The organism is Anaeromyxobacter sp. (genome assembly GCA_016718565.1).
In the GTDB taxonomy this organism is placed as follows: domain Bacteria; phylum Myxococcota; class Myxococcia; order Myxococcales; family Anaeromyxobacteraceae; genus JADKCZ01.
Genome location: JADKCZ010000018.1, coordinates 319,605 through 340,284, shown reverse-complemented (window position 1 = coordinate 340,284; position 20,680 = coordinate 319,605). Strand labels below are relative to the sequence as shown.

General features: G+C 67.1%; 15 protein-coding genes and 1 pseudogene. 13 read left to right on the top strand and 3 right to left on the bottom strand.

The features are described 5' to 3' along the window. The first annotated feature begins 3 nt into the window (after positions 1–3). The 11 genes from IPO09_20600 (at position 4) to IPO09_20550 (ending at position 15,104) form a co-directional block, all read left to right on the top strand. Positions 4–2,799 carry a DEAD/DEAH box helicase family protein gene (locus tag IPO09_20600; protein ID MBK9519680.1) on the top strand — a complete coding sequence of 932 codons (2,796 nt, stop codon included), beginning with the start codon at positions 4–6 and terminating at the stop codon, positions 2,797–2,799. Positions 2,800–2,801: 2 nt separating this feature from the next. Continuing rightward, complete coding sequence (locus IPO09_20595; GenBank protein ID MBK9519679.1) at positions 2,802–6,752, top strand: N-6 DNA methylase; 3,951 nt, start codon at positions 2,802–2,804, stop codon at positions 6,750–6,752. Beyond that, on the top strand, positions 6,749–7,729 hold the full coding sequence (locus IPO09_20590) for a hypothetical protein (protein ID MBK9519678.1): 981 nt from the start codon (positions 6,749–6,751) through the stop codon (positions 7,727–7,729). The genes IPO09_20595 and IPO09_20590 overlap by 4 nt, the downstream gene beginning before the upstream one ends. Positions 7,730–7,842: 113 nt before the next feature. Then, positions 7,843–8,607, top strand: a complete 765-nt coding sequence (locus tag IPO09_20585; protein ID MBK9519677.1) for an HNH endonuclease — start codon at positions 7,843–7,845, stop codon at positions 8,605–8,607. Positions 8,608–8,819: 212 nt separating this feature from the next. After that, positions 8,820–10,028: a hypothetical protein gene (locus IPO09_20580; protein ID MBK9519676.1), complete on the top strand. Its 1,209-nt coding sequence runs from the start codon at positions 8,820–8,822 to the stop codon at positions 10,026–10,028. Then, positions 10,025–11,023 carry a hypothetical protein gene (locus IPO09_20575; protein ID MBK9519675.1) on the top strand — a complete coding sequence of 333 codons (999 nt, stop codon included), beginning with the start codon at positions 10,025–10,027 and terminating at the stop codon, positions 11,021–11,023. The genes IPO09_20580 and IPO09_20575 overlap by 4 nt, the downstream gene beginning before the upstream one ends. 65 nt (positions 11,024–11,088) lie before the next feature. After that, the gene (locus tag IPO09_20570) at positions 11,089–11,280 is read left to right on the top strand and encodes a hypothetical protein (GenBank protein MBK9519674.1); all 192 of its coding nucleotides are present in this window, start codon (positions 11,089–11,091) and stop codon (positions 11,278–11,280) included. Positions 11,281–11,298: 18 nt separating this feature from the next. After that, entirely contained in the window at positions 11,299–11,988 is a 690-nt protein-coding gene (locus IPO09_20565; protein MBK9519673.1) for a hypothetical protein, read from the top strand. Positions 11,989–12,087: 99 nt separating this feature from the next. After that, positions 12,088–13,344, top strand: a complete 1,257-nt coding sequence (locus IPO09_20560; protein MBK9519672.1) for a tetratricopeptide repeat protein — start codon at positions 12,088–12,090, stop codon at positions 13,342–13,344. A 10-nt stretch (positions 13,345–13,354) separates the two neighbouring features. Beyond that, positions 13,355–14,179 carry a hypothetical protein gene (locus IPO09_20555; protein MBK9519671.1) on the top strand — a complete coding sequence of 275 codons (825 nt, stop codon included), beginning with the start codon at positions 13,355–13,357 and terminating at the stop codon, positions 14,177–14,179. Between the two features lie 49 nt (positions 14,180–14,228). Further along, positions 14,229–15,104 carry a class I SAM-dependent methyltransferase gene (locus IPO09_20550; protein MBK9519670.1) on the top strand — a complete coding sequence of 292 codons (876 nt, stop codon included), beginning with the start codon at positions 14,229–14,231 and terminating at the stop codon, positions 15,102–15,104. A gap of 81 nt (positions 15,105–15,185) precedes the next feature. On the opposite strand, the gene IPO09_20545 is transcribed toward IPO09_20550, so the two are convergent. Continuing rightward, positions 15,186–15,998, bottom strand: a complete 813-nt coding sequence (locus IPO09_20545; protein ID MBK9519669.1) for a hypothetical protein — start codon at positions 15,996–15,998, stop codon at positions 15,186–15,188. A gap of 703 nt (positions 15,999–16,701) precedes the next feature. Here IPO09_20545 and IPO09_20540 point away from each other — a divergent pair. Further along, positions 16,702–17,489, top strand: a pseudogene (locus IPO09_20540) (hypothetical protein). 159 nt (positions 17,490–17,648) lie between these two features. On the opposite strand, the gene IPO09_20535 reads toward IPO09_20540, so the two are convergent. Further along, positions 17,649–17,993: a hypothetical protein gene (locus IPO09_20535; GenBank protein MBK9519668.1), complete on the bottom strand. Its 345-nt coding sequence runs from the start codon at positions 17,991–17,993 to the stop codon at positions 17,649–17,651. Between the two features lie 203 nt (positions 17,994–18,196). Between IPO09_20535 and IPO09_20530 the strand changes: the two genes are divergently transcribed. Further along, positions 18,197–18,964: an ion transporter gene (locus tag IPO09_20530; GenBank protein MBK9519667.1), complete on the top strand. Its 768-nt coding sequence runs from the start codon at positions 18,197–18,199 to the stop codon at positions 18,962–18,964. A gap of 854 nt (positions 18,965–19,818) precedes the next feature. Here IPO09_20530 and zupT read toward each other — a convergent pair. After that, a complete protein-coding gene (gene zupT, locus IPO09_20525; GenBank protein ID MBK9519666.1) occupies positions 19,819–20,601 on the bottom strand; it encodes a zinc transporter ZupT in 783 nt (260 codons plus the stop codon). Positions 20,602–20,680 lie beyond the last annotated feature (79 nt).

Here is a 20,680-nt window from a genome sequence, read left to right as displayed (position 1 = left end):
CCCATGCCCACAGCCCAGTTCAGCCCCGGCAGCCTCATCCGGGCCCGCGGTCGCGAGTGGATCGTCCTCGTTGGCAGCGACGCCGACACGCTGAAGGTCCGTCCCATCTCCGGCTCGGAGGAGGACCAGGCCTTCATCTACGTGCCGTTGGAGGTCGAGCCGGTCACCGACGCGACCTTCCCGCGCCCGACGGCGGCACAGCAGGGCGGCCAGGATTCGGCACTGCTCCTCCGCGACGCGCTCCTCCTCTCGCTTCGGCGTGGGGCGGGCCCGTTCCGCAGCTTCGGCCAGATCTCCGTGCAGCCACGCGCCTACCAGCTCGTGCCGCTCATGATGGCGCTGAAGCAGGACCCGGTCCGCCTGCTCATCGCTGACGATGTCGGCGTCGGCAAGACCATCGAGGGGGCCCTCATCGCCCGGGAGCTCATCGACCGGGGCGAGATCGAACGGCTGGCGGTTCTTTGCCCGCCGCACCTCGTCGAGCAGTGGATCGCCGAACTGGAGAACCGCTTCAACATCCGGGCAGCGGCCGTCACTGCATCGAGCGCGACCAGGCTGGAGAAGGGGCTCCCGCTTGGCGACTCCATCTTCCGCGCCCACCCCTACACGGTGGTGAGCCTCGACTACATCAAGAGCGAGCGTCGCCGGGACGAGTTCCTAAGGGCCTGCCCCGAGTTCGTCATCGTGGACGAGGCCCACACCTGCGCCTCGACCGGCGCCGGACGCCACCAGCGCTATGAGCTGCTGAAGGGGCTCACCGCCGACCGCAGCCGGCACCTGGTGATGCTCACCGCCACGCCCCACAGCGGCGACGAGGACGCCTTCTACGCGCTGCTGGGCCTGCTCGATCCCAAGTACGAGAGGCTGAAGGACGCATCCGCCCCGGACCGCGACAAGCTGCGCGAGCAGCTCTCCCGCAACTTTGTCCAGCGCCGACGGCCGGACATCGCCGAATGGAAGGACGGGAGCCTCTTCCCGAGGCGGGACGTGAAGCAGATCACCTACCAGCTCACCGGCGCCTGGGACGGCTTCTTCGAGGACGTGCTCGACTACTGCGCCGCAATCGTGGAGGCGGCCGGCGGGGACGAGCGGCGCCAGCGGCTCAACTTCTGGGGCACCCTGGCCCTCATGCGCTGCGTTGCCTCCAGCCCCGCCGCCGCCGCTCAGGCGCTCAGGACCCGCGCCGGTCTCAACGTTGAGACTATCGAGGAGACGCTCCAGGACCGGCTCTTCGACGGCTCCTCCGACGCCCTCAACGACGACGACGTGGAGCCGCCAGCGGCGACCGAGGACAAGGCACTGGCGGGCCTCATCGCCCAGGCCGAGAAGCTGGCGGGCCAGGCCGGCGACCCCAAGCTGAAGCTCCTGACCGACCATCTGAAGCAGCTCGTCGCGGACGGGTTCAGCCCCGTGGTCTTCTGCCGCTACCTCGCCACCGCCCACTACCTCGGCCGCCACCTCCGCGAGCACTTCGACGGCGTGACCGTGGACGTCGTCACCGGGGAGCTGACCTCCGACGAGCGCAAGGAGCGGGTGGAGCTGCTGGGCGACGCCGAGAAGCGGCTCCTGATCGCCACCGACTGCCTCTCCGAGGGCGTCAACCTCCAGGAGCACTTCGACGCGGTCGTCCACTACGACCTCTCCTGGAACCCGACCCGCCACGAGCAGCGGGAAGGGCGCGTGGACCGCTTCGGTCAGGAGTCGAAGGTGGTGCGCGCCACTCTCATCTACGGGGCCAACAACCCGGTGGACGGCGCGGTGCTGGACGTCATCCTCCGCAAGGCCGAGAAGATCCGCGAGGAGCTCGGCGTCCCGGTGCCGCTCCCCGACGAAGGGCACACGCTGACGCAGGCGCTCATGAAGGCGGTCCTCCTGCGGCATGGCAGTGAGGCCAAGCAGCGGGTCCTCGACTTCTCGAGCACGCCAGAGGCCAAGGCCATCGACGACAAGTGGACCGACGCCGCGGTGAAGGCCAGGGCCAACCGGACCGTCTTCGCCCAGCGGCGCCTCAAGCCAGACGACGTCCTGCCCGAGTGGAAGAAGACCCTGGCGGCCATGGGCGGCGAGGAAGACGTGAAGCGGTTCACCGACCGGGCGCTCGCCCGCCTCGGGTCCGGCCTGGAGGAGCTGAAGCGCGGGGCCTACAAGGCCGCGCTGGCCGCGCTCCCAGAGGACGTACGTGAGCGGCTTGAGGCCGAGGGGCTCAGCGGCTCCCCGCTGATCTCCTTCGGCTACCCACCCAAGCCACGCTGCCGCCCGGTCCAGCGCAGCCACCCCCTGGTGTCGGTCTGGCCGAGTCGCTGCTCGAGCGCACGCTCGCCGACGCCGCGGCGCCCCAGGGAACGGGACCCAGGCGTGCTGGGGCGCGTGGGGTGCTGGATCTCTGGCGCCGTGACGGAGCGGACGACGGTGGCCATCCTTCGCCTGCGCCACCAGCTCACGGCGCAGAAGGGGAAGACGACCTCGACGTTGCTGGTCGAAGAGGCCGCAGCCATTGGCTGGGCTGGCACAACCGTTCCCAAGCTCATGGAAGGGCTCGATGCCCTGGCGCTCCTGTCGCCGGCGGCGGCCGCTGATCCTCTACCTGCCGTCGCGGCCCGGACCGTCGCCCAGGCACTGGAGCTCCTCGCCAGTAAGACGGCCGAGCTCAACGCCTTCGCGCACCGGCGCGCCGAGGCGCTGCTCGCCGATCACCGCCGCGTCCGAGAGGCTGGCGAAGCGACCGGCAAGTACACGGTGAAGGCGCTCCTCCCGGCCGACGTCATCGGCCTCTACGTGCTGCTCCCCAAGGTGAGCTGACCATGGCCCCCCGCCGCAAGGTCCGCGCCCGCGAGGCGCAGCTCGCCTTCGAGGCCCTCGCCATCGAGGGCGGCTTGCTCTCGCCCGAGTGGCTCTCCAAGGTCGCGCAGCTCCAGGCCGCGCACCAAGCCGAGGCCGACTACCGCATCCACAAGGGCCTGGCTCTCCGCGACGAGATCGGTCGCTTCTGGCGCATCGCGCAGGCCCACTGGTCCGACTTCAAGGCCGGAAGGGAGAAGCAGGCCGAGCCAGGGGCCCTGGCAGACCGCTTCATCCTGGGCCTGCTCAGAGACTCCTTTGGCTTCGGTTCGATCACCAAGGCCGAGCCGGAGGAGCTCGCTGGCCGGACCTACCCCATCGGCCACCACGCCCTCGACGGGCGGGTCCCGGTGGTCATCGCGCCAGGGGGAAGTGGCCTCGACACCCTGTCGCCAGCGTTCGGCGAGGATGGACGGCGCCGCAGCGCCTTCGGCCTGGCCCAGGAGTTCCTGAACGCCGACGACCGCGCCCTCTGGGGCCTGGCCACCGACGGCCTGATACTGCGCCTATGCCGCGACAATGCCAGCCTAACCCGGCCCGCCTGGATCGAGGCCGACCTCGGCCGGATCTTCGTCGAGGAACGGTACGCCGACTTCGCAGCCCTCTGGCTACTTGTCCACGAGAGCCGCTTCGGGGCGCCTGGTCAGCCCGTTGCTGACTGCCCGCTCGAGGTCTGGCGCTCCGCAGGTCGCGAGGAGGGCACCCGCGCCCGTGAGAAGCTCCGGGAAGGGGTCGAAGACGCCCTGGTGTCCCTCGGCCGCGGCTTCCTCACCCACGCCGACAACCAGGGGCTCCGGGCCGCGCTCCACGGCGGCCAGCTCACGCGGGACGCTTACTTCCAGCAGCTCCTGCGCCTTGTCTACCGGGTCATCTTCCTGCTCACCGCCGAAGAACGGGCCGTGCTCCACCCCCCGGACGTCGCCGAGGAGGCCAAGGAGCTCTACGGGAAGGGTTACGGCCTGCGCCGCCTGCGCGACAGGTCGGCGAAGCGGAGCGCCCACGACCGCTTCGGCGACCTGTGGGAGGGGCTGAAGATCACCTTCCGAGGGGTAGCCACCGGCGAGCCACGCTTGGCGCTGCCGGCCCTGGGCGGCCTCTTCGCCAAGGACCAATGCCCGGACCTCGACGGCGCCAGGCTCGAGAACCGCTGGCTCATGGTGGCCATCTTCAAGTTGGCCTGGGTCCGCGAGGAGTCCGGCCTGGCCCGGGTCAACTGGCGCGACATGGGGCCCGAGGAGCTCGGCAGCGTCTACGAGAGCCTCTTGGAGCTGGTGCCCCTGATTCCCCAGGACGGGCGCGGCTTCTCGTTCGCCACCGGCGACGAGACCAAGGGCAACGCCCGCAAGACATCCGGCAGCTACTACACGCCAGACGGCCTGGTGCAGGTCCTGCTCGATTCCGCCCTGGAGCCGGTGATCCAGGCCACCGTGGCGGCGCACCCAGACGATCCGGCCGAAGCACTTCTCAGGCTCGCAGTGGTAGATCCGGCCTGTGGCAGCGGCCACTTCCTCTTGGCCGCGGCGCGCCGCCTCGCCATCCACGTGGCCCGCCACCAGGCCAACGGCACGCCCTCGGCCGAGCAGTACCGCCACGCCGTTCGGCAGGTGGTCAGCCGCTGCCTCTTCGGCGTCGACCTCAACCCGATGGCCGTGGAGCTCTGCCGCGTCAGCCTCTGGATGGAGGCCGTGGAGCCGGGGCGGCCGCTCTCGTTCCTCAACTCCCACGTGCAGCGCGGAAACGCGCTCCTCGGCGCCACGCCGGAGCTGATGAAGAAGGGCGTGCCCGACGCAGCCTTCGAGCCTATCGAGGGGGACGACAAGAAGACGGCCAGCCTGCTCAAGAAGCGCAACAAGGAGGTGTCCGAGAAGCAGGGGCTCTTCGACACCCTCTGGTCGAAGGAGTCGGGAGTCGAGACGGACCAGGTGGCCCGTGCGGTGGCCGAACTCGATGCGGCTTCCGACGCCGACCTGGCCGCCGTGATCGGCAAGGAGGCGCGCTGGGAGGAGCTTCAGGCGTCAGAGGCTTTCCGCCACCAGCGGTTCGTGGCCGACACGTGGTGCGCTGCTTTCGTGTGGCCGAAGCCGGAGATCGAATCGTCGTCGGGCGGGAAGCAGAAGAAGGCCAGCCCCATCGTGGAGGCCGCCCCGACGAACGCCCTCTGGCTCCAGATCCAGAGCGGCAAGGGTCAGGCCCCAGCCCTCACGGTGAAGACCGTGGAGGAACTAGCGGCCAAGTACCACTTCTTCCACTGGCATCTGGGCTTCCCGCAGGTCTTCGCCCGCGGCGGGTTCGACGTGGTGCTCGGGAACCCGCCATGGGACTCCTTACTCTTCCGGGAAGAGGAGTTCTTCGCTGGCACAAGGCCAGACATCGCGCAGGCGCCGACGGCCGCAGCCCGCAAGCGGATGGTAGCCAAGCTCGCGGAAGAGGACCCACCACTCCATCGGGCCTACCGGGGCGCGCTGAGGCTGGTCGACGGCGTCAACACCTTCGTGAGGAGCGGCGTCCGGTTCCCACTCTGCGGCGTGGGTCGCGTCAACCTCTTCGGACTCTTCGCGGAGGCCGCTCGAGGCCTCGTGTCCCGGGAGGGTCGAATCGGACAGCTTTTACCAACGGGAATCGTCACCGATGACTCGACAAAGCTCTTCTTCCAGGCGGTCATCGACAGCGGCGAGCTGGTGTCCTTCTTCGACTTTGAGAACAGGGAGGCGATCTTCCAGGCGGTTCACCGATCCTTCAAGTTCGGCATCCTGACACTGGCCGGTTCGCGCCAGTCAGGTGCGGCATCTAAGTTCGTGTTCTTTGCCACGCGCATCGAGCACCTGAATGACAAGGAGAGGCAGTTCACGCTTTCAGCCGCCGACATCGCGCTCCTGAACCCGGTCACGAAGACCTGTCCGATCTTCCGGTCTAGTCGGGACGCGGAGATCACAAAGGCCATCTATCGCCGCTTCCCTGTGCTTTCGACATCGGGGTGGAAGCTCGAGTTGCGCCGCCTCCTCAACAGTGCGGATGACTCGGCCAACTTCCTCAAGGAGCATGGTCGAGGTCGACTGCCGCTCTACGAAGCGAAGTACTTCCACCAGTTCGAGCATAGATGGGCCACCCGCGAGGACGATGCGGACCGGGATCTCTCGGAAGCCGAGCGTGCCGATCCCGCTTTCACGGTGCACACCAGATACGCCTACCCGGAACAGGATGCTCGGGAGCGGTTCGGTCGGACATGGCAGCACCCGTGGGTCTTGGCCTGGCGGGACATCGCCCGATCCACCGACGAGCGCACATTCATCGCCACGGTGATCCCGTCACTCGCCGTTCCGGATACTGCCAAGGTGATGTTCATGGCAGACGACCAAGTGATGGCCGCGCCGACTTTGGTCGCGAACCTTGGGGCCATCGCGTTCGACTTCGTGGCGCGCCAGAAGATCGGCGGGACGCACATGAGCGCCTTCATCGCTGAGCAGCTTCCGATTCTGCCCCCTGAGAGGGTCGGCGAGGCTTCAAGGTGGTCAAGACGGGAAGCGCTTCAGGACTGGATGCTGCCGCGGGTCCTGGAGCTTGTGTACACCGCCTGGGATCTCCATGTGTTTGCCAAGGACGTCGGCTGCGACGGCCCACCGTTCCGCTGGGATCCCGAGCGCCGATTCCTGCTCCGCGCCGAGCTCGACGCCGCCTTCTTCCACCTCTACGGCATCTCGCACGACGACGCCGACAACATCCTCGAGACCTTCCCGATTGTGAAGAAGAACGACGAGAAGGCCCACGGCGAGTACCGCACCAAGCGCGTCATCCTCGAGATCTATGCCGCGATGGCCGAGGCCATCCGGACCGGCAAGCCCTACCAGACCCGCCTCGACCCACCGCCGGCCGATCCGCGGGTAGCGCACCGTCCATCGTCCAGGAGCCGAACATGACCAGCATTGACCTGGAGGCCACGCGCCAGCAACTGGCGAGCTGGAGCGTTGAGACCAAGACCAGCGAGAGTGGCTTCGTCGTGCCGGGACCCGCTGGCGACCTGGAGGTGGGGGTCGAGTCCGTGGACGTCCCAACCATCGACGGGCACCGCTACGTCCAGGTCGTGAGGATTGAGCAGACGCTTCCGCAACTTCAGTCATGGGCCACGCCCGAAACCGTGGGATCAATCAACAAGCTGGCGTCTTCGACGGCTCTTGTCTCAGGCCGCGCTGGGCTACCGCCTGCTCTTGTCGCCAAGATCCCCATCCTGCTCGGCGACGACGACGCCGCGGCCAACCTTTACCCATTCTTGGTTGCGGTGGCCGCTTACGCGGCGAAGGGGTGGGCCTACTACCTGCTCCCCGGCTCGCCTTCCATTCACGAGTTCCTGCTGACTGGTGTCGTTCCAGACCTGAAGTTCTTCGGCATCCACGAGGCGGCGCCGGTCGGCGTCGCGCCGGAGCTGGAGGTGGGGAGGCAGTGGGCCGTTGGGCGGGGCTTCGCCACCACCGCGGGCGAGAACTGGCTAAACACCGAGTTCCCTTGGGACGAGGGCGCGATCTCCTCGTCAGTGACCAGCGACCGCGCCACGTCGCTTGTCGAGATCAGCACATCGGAGAGGCATCCCGTCCTGGGCCAGGGGCTTACGGTTCGGCTGCGCCTTCCCGTCGCGCTGCCCCCGGAAGGTCAGGCCATTGTGGCGGACGAACTCAACCACTGGGAGCGCGACCACGTCGACATGGTCCCGTCCCTGGGCGCCTGGGCGCCGGATCCACAGGTGTCGTCTGTGGCCTTCCGGGCCTTCTTCGCGACGGCGTTCTCGCCACAGGTATACGTGCGGAACATGGTCTGGTGGATGGCCGGGCGGGCTTGGAGAGCTAAGCGCTGGCTGGTCGCGGCGGGCGTGGCCACCGAGAGACGACTCGCCGATGGCTAGCCGGGGGCACGATGACTGGCAAGAGGCGGCCAATAGAGTGCCAGCTGGGAGCACTAGCCTATGCTGCTGAAGCCCGACCTGAGCAGCGCCGATCTGGCAAAGGATAGGGGCCTATGCCCTCGCCATTGATTCCGACGCTGCTAGAGAAGGCCGCGCTCGACAACGGCTTCGACCAGGAGCTCGGGCAGGCGGCTGGCTGGCTCGCCTACGCCAGCACCCACGCTCCACTGACGGTCTGGCTCACGGTCCGGGATGGCCAACTCATGGCCGCCTTGTCCCGCAGGGACGTTGCTGGAGGCCTCGCCGATCTGGGCAGGGCGGCCACGGCCCAGCTACCCGCCGGCGCTGCCGTCGTTCTCAACGTTGAGAACATCGGCGAGTTGGGTCGCTTCCTCCGCCGGGCCTTCCAGCTCGCCAGGACCCTCCCCAACGAGCTGCTGCGCGTGTTCGAGCAGAAGACGGCCTCGATGCCCAGGACGACGGAGGCCGAGCGACTCGTCGTCCAGCGGGTGGGCCAGGACGTGTTCCGGGCCGGCCTGCTGGACTACTGGGAGGGGAAGTGCGCCATCACCGGCCTGGCCGTTCCAGAGCTCCTCCGGGCCAGTCACATCAAGCCCTGGGCCGACTGTGAGACCGATGCGGAGAGGCTGGACGTGTTCAACGGGCTCCTGCTGGCCCCGCACCTTGACGCTGCATTCGACAAAGGATTCTTCACCGTGAGCGACAACGGTGATGTCCTGGTGTCGCCTGGTTTGGCGCCCGAGGCGCGCCTGGTCCTGGGCCTGAACCAGGCACTCAGGGTGGATCGACTGGCAGACAGGCACCGGACTTATTTGCCGTGGCACCGGCGTCACATCTGTCGGGATGGTGAGCGGTGACCACCCCGCATCTGCGGCATTGGAAACCAGCTACGCCGGCCATGACTTCGTTGGCCGGGCAAGGGTGCAACCATGTTGAGTAGCCAATGGCATTCGGCAGGCACTCTAGCTCCGCCTTCGAGCGCACGATGAGTTCGATGCGAGACCGCGGCAGCGGGTCAAAACAGAGTGCCCGAGATGACTCTCGGTGGGCAACTCAATGGGCAACGCGTTTGGCAGCCGCCCTGGTTGGGCCGCCAGAGGAGTTCCTCTATCAAGAGGATGGCAGGCAAGTTCCTAACCCGGACTTCCGCATGGATTTGGCCACAGAGCCGGTCGCAGAGGTTGCGCGCGAGCTGTTCGACTTTCTTGAGTCGAGTGCGAAGAACCCTGGATTCGATAGTGTGTACGACCTTGAGGAATGGGCTGACAATCTGTGCCAGTTCGCCGCAGGCAGCCCTACCGGCTACCAAATCGAGGAGATGACGAAGGACGTGGCGGCTGCGCTAGTTGGCCCCCTTGGCACTTACCAGTTCGAGTTCGAGCTCACGTCACCTCGGAGAGCAGGGCATCAATATGAGCCCCCTTCGGATTGGTACCTTCCCGGGGCATACGGCCTGCGTTTGCGGCCGGAGCGCACCGAGGGGAAGTTCACGGCACTAGCCGTTCACGGCGTAGTGCTAGCTGCAACTTGGGACGGAGCCGCGCGGAAGGTTGAGCGGGTTGTTGATGAGTTATGCGGTGCGCTTCGGTGCATCGGGCTGTGCGAGTTCGTAGCGATACAGAGCGATTCAGTGTCCGCTGTGGCGCCGAAAGCCTTTGGTCCTGTCGCCAAGATCGCTGGCGGGCAGCGAGACCGGCGAGACGGTCGCCTCTACCATGACCTCGCAGGCGAGGTGTTCGGCCTCGACCCAGGCACAGCCCTCCGTCTGTTTGGCACGAGACTGATGCATCCCTTGGATCTTTCGGAAACAGAGAGGTGGTTGCTCAAGGACAAGGAGTGGGACCGAGCCATTGGTCGACACCTCCGGGCATTGGGTAAGCTCTTCTGGTGCGACACAGGCCGCGGCCGCGAGTTACGCGCCGCTTGTCGCCGCGTTGTGATGGCCGAGCTCTCAAAGGACTTCGGTCTCACACTCACGCTGGGGTTTAGCTGCCTCGAGGGGCTTTTGCTCGATCCGAAGTCCACCTCAGACAGTACCGCCCGCTTGAGTGAGGCAGTCGCCCATTCGCTGGGCGCCACGATTGAAGAGCGTTCTGACCTTCGGTCATTGGTGAAGCGCCTCTATGGACTTCGCTCGGGTTTTGTTCACACTGGCATGACTACCCAAACGGCCAGGGCGGTGGAAGAGGTGCTCCACCTCGCACACCGGGTCATTCGACACGAGATCGATCTACTTCCTGATCCGCCGATGAACTGGGTGGAAGTAGCTCAGGGATGAACCTCTTCTGGTCAACCCGGAGCCTGACCGAAGCCCGCGAGGACCATCTCACCGAGTTCTTCGCGTCCGCGTTGCATCACGTTCCGGTGTTTCGGCTGGCTTACGCAGACCTCGTCCTTGGAGCATTCGCAAGGCAGAGGGGCTGGGCGGCGCCGGTGATTGAGGCCGTGGAGACCCAGCCAGAGTTCCCGGGGACCGGATGTCGGCCTGATCTGGTCCTCCGCCTCGCAGGCCATAGGGTCATTGCCGTCGAGCACAAGCTCGAGGCCTTGGAGACTCTCGGCGTCGAGGACGACCGCGGCCAGCTCGAGCGGTACCTGGAACTTCCGGTGGACGGTCTGGCCTACGTGCGCCGCGCCTGGCTGCCACCGAGCGACCTCGTCCAGTCGAGTCCCAAGTACATCCGGCCGCTTGAGCGGGAGCACTTCCTCTGGTCGGACTTCTTTCCGCTTCTTGTGCCGGACCAGCACCTGCTGGTTGATTGGCTTCGGGACGGGTTCGAACGGCTCGGCTTCACCCCGCCCAGCCCCAACGTCGGCGAGTTGACGCTGCGACCGGAGGCGGAAGGCCGTCAGGCCATGGAGGACTTCGCCAAGCTCTGGGGAAGGGTAAAGACTGCCGCGGCTCGGCTCGGATGGACAGTGCAGAGCGGAAGCACCATCCAACTCTACTTGGTTCGGCATCCGAGGTCCCCCGCGGCCCAGGTCTTTGTATCCCCCGAGAGCCGCGGGGAGTTCATCGTGCGGTTCACGCCCGCGAGCGAGGAACGCCTGGAGAACATCCGGGCGGCGGTAGCGGCGGCGGCGTCAGCCCTGCCGCTGGCCACGACCGTCAAGGTTACGACTGGGAACTGGCAGGCGAAGAAGGTCAAGGTTGTAGACGTGCGCGCGACCCGACACGCCGTTCTTGGGCTAGACGAAACGACCGTGGAGGAGCTGGAGCAACGCCTGTTGCGGCTGGTCGAGCCGCTCCTGCGGGCGGTGTCCGATGGATGATGGGGTGCCCATGTCCGTCGGGTGCATACCGTACCCGTGGCCGCAGCGAGCCATGGAGCTTCCCGGTGTTCCACTTCGACCTAAAGCGAGGGATCTATGGCTTTGCCCTGGGCCTGGTTCTCGCGGGCTCCATCGGCGTCCCGGCCGTCGCGCTTCAGGCTGAGACCCTGGCACCGCTGGTGTTCTGGTCCCAGGCGATCAAGTGGCTGCTCTACCTGGGACTCGGTGGAACGATCTTGATCTGGCGGGAGAGGTAGATGGAAGGGGGGCGCGGGATGAGTGATCTCGAAGGCAAGTTCGACTGGGCGGTCAAAGAGATCGAGCAGGCGTACGTCCAGCTTCACCACAGGATGGGCTGGCGCTTCCTCTTGTCGCCTCGCCGGACCTTCGTGCGTGGGGCGCGGACGGTGCTGCTGTCGCTCCACCCAGGGGGGAATGCCGAGTACCCAGAGCAGCCGAAGGCGAGCTGCGAGCGCGGGTCCGCGTATCTGCTCGAGAGCTGGCACGATCGACCGCCCGGCCAGGCTCCCCTTCAGGTCCAGGTCCAGAAGCTCCTGGATTGCCTTGGCGAGACTCCAGATACGACCCTCGCAGCCTACTTCCTTCCCTTTCGGGCTCCCGACGGGGATTCAATGGCGCAGCCCGAGAAGTCCAGGGAGTTCGCGGTGATGCTATGGAACGAGCTGCTTCCGGCGCTCGACCCACAGGTGCTGGTTGTGCTGGGTGCTGACACCTACGCCGGTGTGGCCGAGGTTCTTGGCAACGCGAAGTATGAGATTCGGATGCCTGTCGGCTGGGGAAGCCAGACGGCAACTCTCGCTCAGTTCGGCAATCGGCTGGTTGTGCGCTTCCCGCACTTGTCGCAGTTCAAGATCTTCAGCCGTGCCGAAGGCCTCACTGCGGCAGAGGACATCGCGCGGCGCGTCGAGGCCTTTCGCAAAGGGTCGGATACATGGCGGCGGTGACCGACGGGGGAATCCATGGGCTTCTTTGATCGCCTTACAGGACGGGGTGGAGGGCCAGTGGGGCGCCACCTTGAGGAGCGTTGCGCGTGTGAGCCGCTCATGGAGCGTGCCGTGGAGTTCATGGTCGCGGGGAGGTACGGCGAGGCCCTCGGGCCGCTGGATGAGGCCACCAAGGTATGCCCCACGAACCACAAGGCCTGGGGCAACCGGGGAAGTTGCCTCGTGCATCTCGGGAGACACCAGGAGGCTCTCGCAAGCCTTGAACGTGCTCTCTCCGCCAATCCCGGATACGCCCTGGCGTGGGAGAACATGGGCCACTTGCTTTGCGACACGGGCAAGGAGGACCGGGCGCTGGAGTGCTTCCTGAGGGCGATCAGCATGGATCCAAGCCTCGTCCTGTCGAAGCTGCGCGCCGGTCGCATATTCATCGACCGGAAGAAGCTCGACTCGGCCATCGCGCTCTTTGATCAGGTGCTGGCCAGCGAACCGAAGAACACGGTGGCGCTGTCGAAGCGCGCCCTTGCACTCCATGAGAAGGGCGACAAGAAGACTGCCTTCGAGGCGTACATGGCCGCCATGGAGGCGAACCCGCTCGACGCCGAAACGATCAACAACTTCGGCACCCTCTTCGAGGAGATCGGCAACCCTGATGGTGCGGCCAACCTCTACGGAATGGCGCTAAAGGCCAATCCGAACTATCGGCCAGCGCGGCAGAACTTGGCGAGAGTCCAGTCTCAGGGCGGCCCGATGCCGGCTGGCCCAACACCCACCGCCAAGCCCCCTGCAAAGCCACCACAACAGCCCAAGACTCGGGACTCCGGCGATGCCATCATCGACGAGGCCGAGCGGTTGGGGCTGCTCGTCGACCGGGACATTGGCTTCATCCCCGAGGCGATGCCGATGTTCGAGCGCGCGAGCGTGGCCTTCCACCGGCTCGTGGTCGACGCCATGAGGATGGCCGCGGCATCCCGGGACCCTCAGCAAGGGCTTGCCGTCATGCAGCGCTCCTGCATGTACCTCTTCGGCAAGGGCGTCCAAGCGGTCATGGTGTGGGGGCTCACCTCCGACGGGAAGTTCGGGCTCGACTTCCAGCCGGGCGAGATGATCCAGATGAAGCTGGGCCCGTCTCCCGAGCTGTCGCCCGAAGCCAACCAGGCTGCGGCCGGCACAATGAAGTTCGGCATCCCGCTCTTCGCGGCTCACCAGGCGTTCATGCAGGAGGTGATCCCGACCATGCCGCACGCCGACGAGGCGTTCGTGCAGTCGGAGATGCTGAAGACGCTCCAATGGGTCCCCAAGATCGCGATCAGCTATGGCCTTAAGAAGGGCTACCACAAGGGTTCGCCGGCGGCGTAGGGGAAGCGCAATGGCACAGGACGCCGTGACGCTCTTCAGCTGGGGCTACGAGGGCTGGGGCAACTGGACCCCCAGGCTGATCGAGGCCGTGGACGCGGTCGAGAAGGCGCGAGGACGTTCCCCGCCGATCTTCGTCGACATCCGCGCCAGCAGGAAGGTGCGGGCCGAGGGGTTCAAGGAGCACGCCTTCGAGCGGCTCCTTGGCCCAGACCGCTACCGCTGGATGAAGGGGCTAGGCAACAAGGCCATCCTAACCGGAGCAGACCGAGGCGAGTTCGTAGATCCGGGCCAGGTTACCGACTTGCTTGGCCTGGCGATCGATGCCAACAAGGCGAACAGGCGCGTGATCTTCTTCTGTAGCTGTCCCATCCCAGTGGACGGGTGCCACCGGCAGGAGGTCGCGCCTGAGCTCTTCAAGGAGGCGAAACGGCGAAAGCAGCCGGTGACCATCGTCGAGTGGCCTCGGTTCGAAGGCGAGCCGGCCGGGGTTCCCGAGTTGGAGGTCTCCAGGCAGGTGGCCATGGCGGTCGAGAAGGGGGCGCGGCAGAGCATTCCCCTTCCGGACGGGACGCCGGCCACCCAGCTGCTCGCCTTGCCTTGGTACACGCCCTTCAACCTCGGGGTGAAGGGCGACTGGCTGCCCATCTTCACGGGACCAGCCGAGTACAGGGCTGGCGGCTGGCAGCTTCCAGCGCTCGGCGTCGCTTCCCCCTGGCCCGGTGCGCTCAAGTTCCAACGGACCTGGCGGAAGAACTTCAAGCTCCTGCCCAGGTGCTGGCCCACCGCCTCGTCTAGTCAGGCACCGAAGGACTGGTCTGTGGATGGTCCAGCGTAGGTCGATTCCTCAGGAGGGACGCATGCCACGAGAGCCATACGAACCGGCGGTGCTCGAGTTCTTGTCAAAGGTCGGCGTGAGGTGGCCCACCAACATGGACACCTACCGCCGACAAATGAAGCAGCGCTACGGAGCCCACGCGCTCGACGGGATCTTCAGCGAGTTCGACAAGCACGGTCGCCCCGAACCCGCCTTCTACGAGTCGAAGAACAGGAACCTCCGGTTCAGTCTCGATCTGTCGTTTCAGCTCGACGGCCACTTCCTTGCTGAATTCATGTCGGGGATCGTCATAGAGCACCGGAAGTACCGCGACCCGCCGAAGAAGGCTCTCGATCTGGGGTGCGACTGCGGGATTCTGGCGTGCTTCTACGCGTGGCACTTCCCCGAGGCAGAGGTACTGGGCCTCGACATCACGGAGAATGCGATCGCGAATGCCTCGGTGTTGGCCGAGAAGCTCGAGCTGAAGAACGTTTCGTTTCGCGTGGCGAACCTCTCAATGCTTCTCGAAATGCAGCTTCCTCAAGGGGCATTCGACCTGGTCACCTGCGTCTCAGTCCTGCATTCGATACAAGAGATGCCGAACCCCGGTGTGGGGCCTCTTGAGTTCCTGACGCTTCCACCGGCGGACGCCTGGTCACGTCCGTTGTCACAGATCGCTCCATTGCTCTCATCCGACGGAATCTTCGTGTCGTCCGAGAGGCTCGCGACGAAGAGGGCGTTGGGGTGGTGCGTGCGTGCCATGGCAGAGAGCGGCATGGCGGTAGTCTGGCGCGCCAGCGGGCTACTCACCTACAAGGCGCCGGACGAGCAGCGGCACGGCAACCTCAGCTCGCGCAACAAGCCTGTCCTTACTGGCACACGAGGTGAGATGAAATTGGACTCGCTGCCTCCGGAATCGGAGAGACTCATGGGCAAGTGGAAGTGAAGAGCCACCTTGGCGAGTGATCCCACGATGGCTCCGGCAGGATTGCTGGGCGGTCCACTTAACCGGAAGCTAGAACCACTGTCAGTCAATGTCAGAATCCGGATCGAAGTCGTCCTGGTCGCTGCCGCCAAGTAGTGCTCGAGTCGGGTCGCTGAGCCTCCGCTGCGCATAGCGGATGTAGTAGGGGCGCTTCCAGGGAGGAATCATGCCCGAGGAGAGTGGTGAACGACGATGCCAGTGGCTGGGAGTTCGGGCCAGAGTCCCGCCACGAACAACAGCGTTGATGGAGTCGGCGTTGCCGTGGAGGTCCTCCTCTGGGACCTGGAGGCAGGCGAGGAAGTACTCGATGATCTCGAGCCGGGATACCTCGCGGCGGGCGGCGATGGCCCGCGCACGCTCAAGGGTACGCTCGACCGCCTTGACGCTGCTGTACCCCCTGAAGCCGGCCATCTGAAGCACGCGACCAGCCAATTCCGTGGGCGGGCGCTCCATCATGAGGTTGTCGAAGTACTGCTTGGCGCTCTTTGAGGAGAGGGAGAACCCCGCCTGCCGGAATGCCAAGCGGAGGCGGGCTGCGCCTCGGCGCCACTCCTTGGGATCTGCTGTAGCAACCTCGAGAGCCTGGTGCACGGAGTTGAAGAGCTCGTACTCGCGGTGGGAGCTCTGCCTTACCAGGACCTTGGTGGAACCGCTCGCATTGACCAGCGGAACGTCTTGGTGGTCATGGAGGAGCGCCCTGACCGCCCGAAGGAGGCGTTCGTCGGCAGGGCGATCCCGAGGCTCGTCATCCTCAAACGACCTTCGCGCCCAGACGGTGGCGATGCGCAGCAGCGCCAGCATAGTCTCCTGCACTTCTTGCTGCCCCAGAGGCGGGTGGATCTTCCGGCTGGCCATGTTGAGCTCCGTGCAAGGCGGGCAAGGACCCCACCAAGGTAGTCCAGGGGGCCACTTCCTCGAAGCGGGTAGGGGGCCAGCGAGGGGGCCACAGACCCCGCAAGCCAGGTCAGTTCGGACAGGTTGACAAGGTGGTCCCGGAGCGTAACATCTTGTTCTGAAAGACCGGGAAGTACGGCAAGTTAGGTCGGGCGTCCTCATAACCCGAAGGTCCCAGGTTCAAATCCTGGCCCCGCAACCACTTGAGGCCCCCGATCGCTCGCTGCGGTCGGGGGCTTCGTGTTTCGGGGGGGGGGGGCGCTCAGGTTCCGCCGCGCTGCCTCACCCGGAGTCGTCCCGCCTCCGCCGTGACGATGGCGCCGTCCGCGAGGGCTGCCCCGTGGGAAAGGAGCACCTGGAGGGCGATCTCCGCCTGCTGCCTCGCGGCGAGGCCGACGAGCCGGACGATGCCGGCGTGCGGCAACTCGCGGAGCGGGTAAGTCGTTCAATCGTGGTTCTGTCAAACCCAAGTAGAGATGTCCGCCTTTCGCCCAAGTAGAGATGTCCGGTTGGGCGTGGTGGGGCGGGCCTCTGCGTCAGGGGTGCCTGCCCCGACGCCGGCAGCACGGAGGCGTTCCTTCTGGCGGAGGGAGAGCTTCCTGGAGGCCAGTCGCGCCTGGTACCGCAGGGTCTGGCTGGCCTGGATGGCGGCCAGGACGGCGCCTGCGCCGTGCCGCCCGAGGGGGCGACGGCCGCCGTCTCCAGCCCCCGCACCGTGGTCGGCAGCGGGACGCCCCAGGGCTGCACCGGCGCCGCCTTCATGGCCGCGGTGGCGAAGGGCGGCGTCATCACCTTCGACTGCGGGCCCGATCCGGTCACCATCCTGCTCGACCGCCCGGCCAAGGTGGTGAACGACACCGGCCCGGAGACCGTCATCGACGGCGGCGGCGCCATCTGGGCGCGGGGCGGCCGGCTCAAGCTGGTCAACGTCCGGATCTTCGGCAACGCCTGCGCCGACGTGGGGCCGGACGTGGGGGGCGCCGCGGTGCGCGCCTTCTCCCAGTCCGCGGGGCTCCCGGTCCTGGTCGTCCACTCGACCTTCGGCGGCGCGCCCGGCTACGGGAACGCCTGCTCCAACCGCGGCGGGGTCTCGTCGATCGGGGTTTCCTGGTCCATCTACAACAGCCTCTTCTCGCACAACCGCGCGGTGGGGCGCGGCGGGAACCCGTCGCTGCCCGGCACGCCCGGCGGCGGGAGCGGGGGGGGGGGGCAATCTACAACGACGGGAACGGCATGACCCTCTTCCTCTGCGGCGTCGCCATCACCGCCAACGAGGTGGTGCAGCACGGGAGCGCCATCTTCTTCGTCTCGAACGACCACACCGGTGACGTGCGCATCGACCGATCGGTGATCACCGGCAACGTCGGCGGCAGCTGGTACCCGACCTACCCGCAGATCTCCGGGCACGCCGACACGCCCATCGTGGTGACGACCTCGACCATCGGGCCGTGAGCGCGGCGGGGCGGCCCGGCTTCACCTCGCCTGGGACCGGTCTTGCGATCCCTTGCCGGGCTCCAGGGAGCGTGACAGCGTGCTCCGGTTGCACGGGCTGGAGCATCGGTGGCTCCCGGATGCTCCCCGGCTTCGGGCTTGGGTTCGGGGTTGTTTCGCCTACCCGCTGTCCATTCGATGGTGAGCGGCACCACCTCGCTCTGGAGCTCCCCGGCAGTCCCATCCTCGAGACCCGCTCCGGCACGCCTCCGCCCGCGCTCGCGCGTCCCGGAGGTCCGTCTTCACCCGCCGGGTCCTCATCCCATACCTCGGCGCGAACCCCGGGTCGGCGACGATGAGCTCGTGGCCCAGCTCCTCCAGGCACCGCGCCACCCACTCGCTCTCGGTGGATGTCTCGATGAGCATGTTGGCCCGCGGACGGTCACCCAGCACCCCCCGGAGCCGCTCCCGCGTCGTCGCGATCCGCACCTCCTTGACCTCCCCGTCCGGGGTCAGGATGCACACCTGGGATTCCCTCTTGTGAACGTCGATGCCAACATGGTCCATGGCTGGCCTCCACGCTCTGCGGCTCTGCCCGCGTTCGAATTGTGGGGCTTCCGAGCCGCCACGGTCGAGTTGGTGGCCAGCCGCTTCGTCACATCTACTCCCCTGGAAGAGGCACCGTGATCGCCGACCAGCCTGATCCCGCACCGAGCCTGCGTGAGCGCCTGCGCATCCTGATCGAGGGCGCGCCTTTCGAGAGAGCCATCACGGCGCTGATCATCGCGAACGCCGTGACGCTCGGCATCGAAACCTCGCCACCGGTCGCGGCCCGCTTCGGCGACTCGCTCCACCACTTCGACCGGCTGGTGCTGGCCGTGTTCGTGGTCGAGCTGCTGCTGCGCTTCTTCGTCCATCGTGGCCGCTTCTTCCGGGACCCCTGGCGCGTGTTCGACCTGGTGGTCGTGGGGATCGCGGTGGTTCCCGCGGGCGGTGCCTTCGCCGTCCTGCGCGCCCTGCGCGTGCTGCGCGTGCTCCGGCTGGTCTCGCTGGTGCCGTCGATGCGCGGCGTGGTGGGCGCGCTGCTCAAGGCGCTGCCAGGCATGGCGTCGATCATCGGGCTGCTGGGGCTCGTGCTCTACGTCTCGGCGGTGATGGCCACGAAGCTGTTCGGGGAAATCGCGCCGGACCTCTTCGGCAACCTCGGCGCGTCGCTGTTCACGCTCTTCCAGGTGATGACCGTCGAAGGCTGGCCCGACATCGCTCGCGGCGTCATGGCGCAGTCGCCGTACGCCTGGATCTTCTTCGTCGTCTACCTGCTCGTCGCGACGTTCATGGTGTTGAATTTGTTCATCGCGGTGGTCGTCAACGCGATGCAGTCACGGGTCACGGAAGATCTGAAGGACGAGGGGGAGGCGCACACCCGGTTGATCCTCGAGGAGGTGCGCGCGCTGCGGCGAGACGTCGAGGCGCTGCGCGGGTCGTCGAAGTCGTGACCCGGTCGCGCCTGGTCCCGCGGAGCCGCTCTGGGCGCGCTTCGTTCGCTCCACGCCGGCGTCCAGGAACGACGGAACGACGTGAACGACGGAACGACGCGGAAGCGGGCAAGTCGTTCAACGTGGTTCCGGATCCGATAGCGACCGTTACGGCAACTCGGGCCTCCGCTGGTTCAGCGGTGACCCCTTCGAGCACCGAGCGCGCCGCGCCGCCGGGCGTCCGGAAGGCGCGGCGCACGTCCCGGAAGGCCAGCGCCGGCTCGAGTCCCGTGGGCGGGAGTGATGACCCGGATCCGCCCCCCGGGCAAGCCGGTCGTCCCGGCCCCTTTGGGACCTTGGCGCGGCCGGGACGGCGCGCCTCCTCGGGACGGTCACCAGTGCCCCCCGGGTGCGGCGAGGCGATCCCGCCCCGGGGGGCCCGCGGTCACCCCGAGCCCGGCCCGGGCGACGCGCGGCGCGACTCCGCGTCAGAGCGCGGCGGGCTTCTTCCAGATCTGGCAGCCGTAGAAGGGATTCGCGGTGCCCATGAAGAGGTCGCCCGACTCCGGATCGGCGACGAACGAGCGCGCCCCGGTAGCTCACCATGTCCAGGACCTCGGCGCCCCCGTGCAGCAACCACGCCGGGGAAACCGCGATCTTCCCGAAGGGGACGCCCGCGCGGAAGTCAGCGACCGGGTCGGACGAGTAGAAGACCGCCGGGCCCAGCGAGGTCTTCGGGTCCTGCATGTCCTCGGTGGCCCAGAAGAGCTTGCCGTCGTGCCCGGTGATCGCGCGGATCGAGATCAGCTTCTCGGCGACGGCGCTGAAGGGCCGCACCCACGGCCGCGCCCGCGCCGCTGCCGGGCCGGGCCAGGTCAGTGCAGCAGCAACAGGCTCACCGCCATCACCGCCGTGCCAGCGGCCAGGCCAGCCAACACTTCGTGCCTGCGGCCGTACTGGCGCGCCGTCGGGAGCAGCTCGTCGAGCGACACGTACACCATCACCCCGGCGACGCTGGCGAACACCAGCCCCACGGCGTGCTGCGGCAGCAACCAGCCCAGCGTCAGGGCGGCGAACAGGCCGCCGAGCGGTTCGGTCAACCCGGACAGGAGCGAGTACACGCACGCCCGGCCGCGGCTGCCGGTGGCGTAGAAGATCGGCGCCGACACGCTGACGCCCTCCGGGATGTTGTGCAGCGCGACCGCAACGGCGATGGCGACGCCGGTGCGCGGGTCCTCGATCGCCGCCAGGAAGGTCGCCACGCCTTCCGGGAAGTTGTGAAGCGCGACGGCCAGGGCGGTGAACAGCCCCATCCGTCTCAAGCGCCGTTGCTCGTCGGTGGGGGGCACCGTGGTCCGGCCAGGGGCCTGGAGCCGCTGCAGGGCGGCGCCCGCAGGCGGCTCGTGGTGAGGCACCAGCTTGTCCACGATGGCCATGGCGACGACGCCAGCGAAGAAGCCGAGCGCGGCCAGCCAGCCCGCCCAGGAGGATCCGAAGCTCCGGACCAAGCTGGCGTTGGCCTTCGGCAGGATCTCCATGAACGAGACGCACAGCATGGCGCCGGCCGAGAACGCGAGCGACCAGGACAGCAGCCGCAGGTTGGTGCGCTTGGCGAGGAGCGCGAGTGCGCTGCCCAGCCCGGTGGCCAGCCCGGCCATCAGCGTCAGGCCGAGCGCGAAGCCCAGCCCACCTGGGGTGAAGTGAGGAGGCGCCTGTTCCTTCGTCGTCCTCGGATCG

What these genes read in the sequence shown, in the direction of transcription:
- IPO09_20600 (MBK9519680.1), top strand. Translation starts at nt 4, where the DNA reads ATGCCCACAGCCCAGTTCAGCCCCGGCAGCCTCATCCGGGCCCGCGGT.
- IPO09_20595 (MBK9519679.1), top strand. Translation starts at nt 2,802, where the DNA reads ATGGCCCCCCGCCGCAAGGTCCGCGCCCGCGAGGCGCAGCTCGCCTTC.
- IPO09_20590 (MBK9519678.1), top strand. Translation starts at nt 6,749, where the DNA reads ATGACCAGCATTGACCTGGAGGCCACGCGCCAGCAACTGGCGAGCTGG.
- IPO09_20585 (MBK9519677.1), top strand. Translation starts at nt 7,843, where the DNA reads ATGCCCTCGCCATTGATTCCGACGCTGCTAGAGAAGGCCGCGCTCGAC.
- IPO09_20575 (MBK9519675.1), top strand. Translation starts at nt 10,025, where the DNA reads ATGAACCTCTTCTGGTCAACCCGGAGCCTGACCGAAGCCCGCGAGGAC.
- IPO09_20565 (MBK9519673.1), top strand. Translation starts at nt 11,299, where the DNA reads ATGAGTGATCTCGAAGGCAAGTTCGACTGGGCGGTCAAAGAGATCGAG.
- IPO09_20560 (MBK9519672.1), top strand. Translation starts at nt 12,088, where the DNA reads ATGGAGCGTGCCGTGGAGTTCATGGTCGCGGGGAGGTACGGCGAGGCC.
- IPO09_20555 (MBK9519671.1), top strand. Translation starts at nt 13,355, where the DNA reads ATGGCACAGGACGCCGTGACGCTCTTCAGCTGGGGCTACGAGGGCTGG.
- IPO09_20545 (MBK9519669.1), bottom strand. Translation starts at nt 15,998, where the DNA reads ATGGCCAGCCGGAAGATCCACCCGCCTCTGGGGCAGCAAGAAGTGCAG.
- zupT (MBK9519666.1), bottom strand. Translation starts at nt 20,601, where the DNA reads ATGGCCGGGCTGGCCACCGGGCTGGGCAGCGCACTCGCGCTCCTCGCC.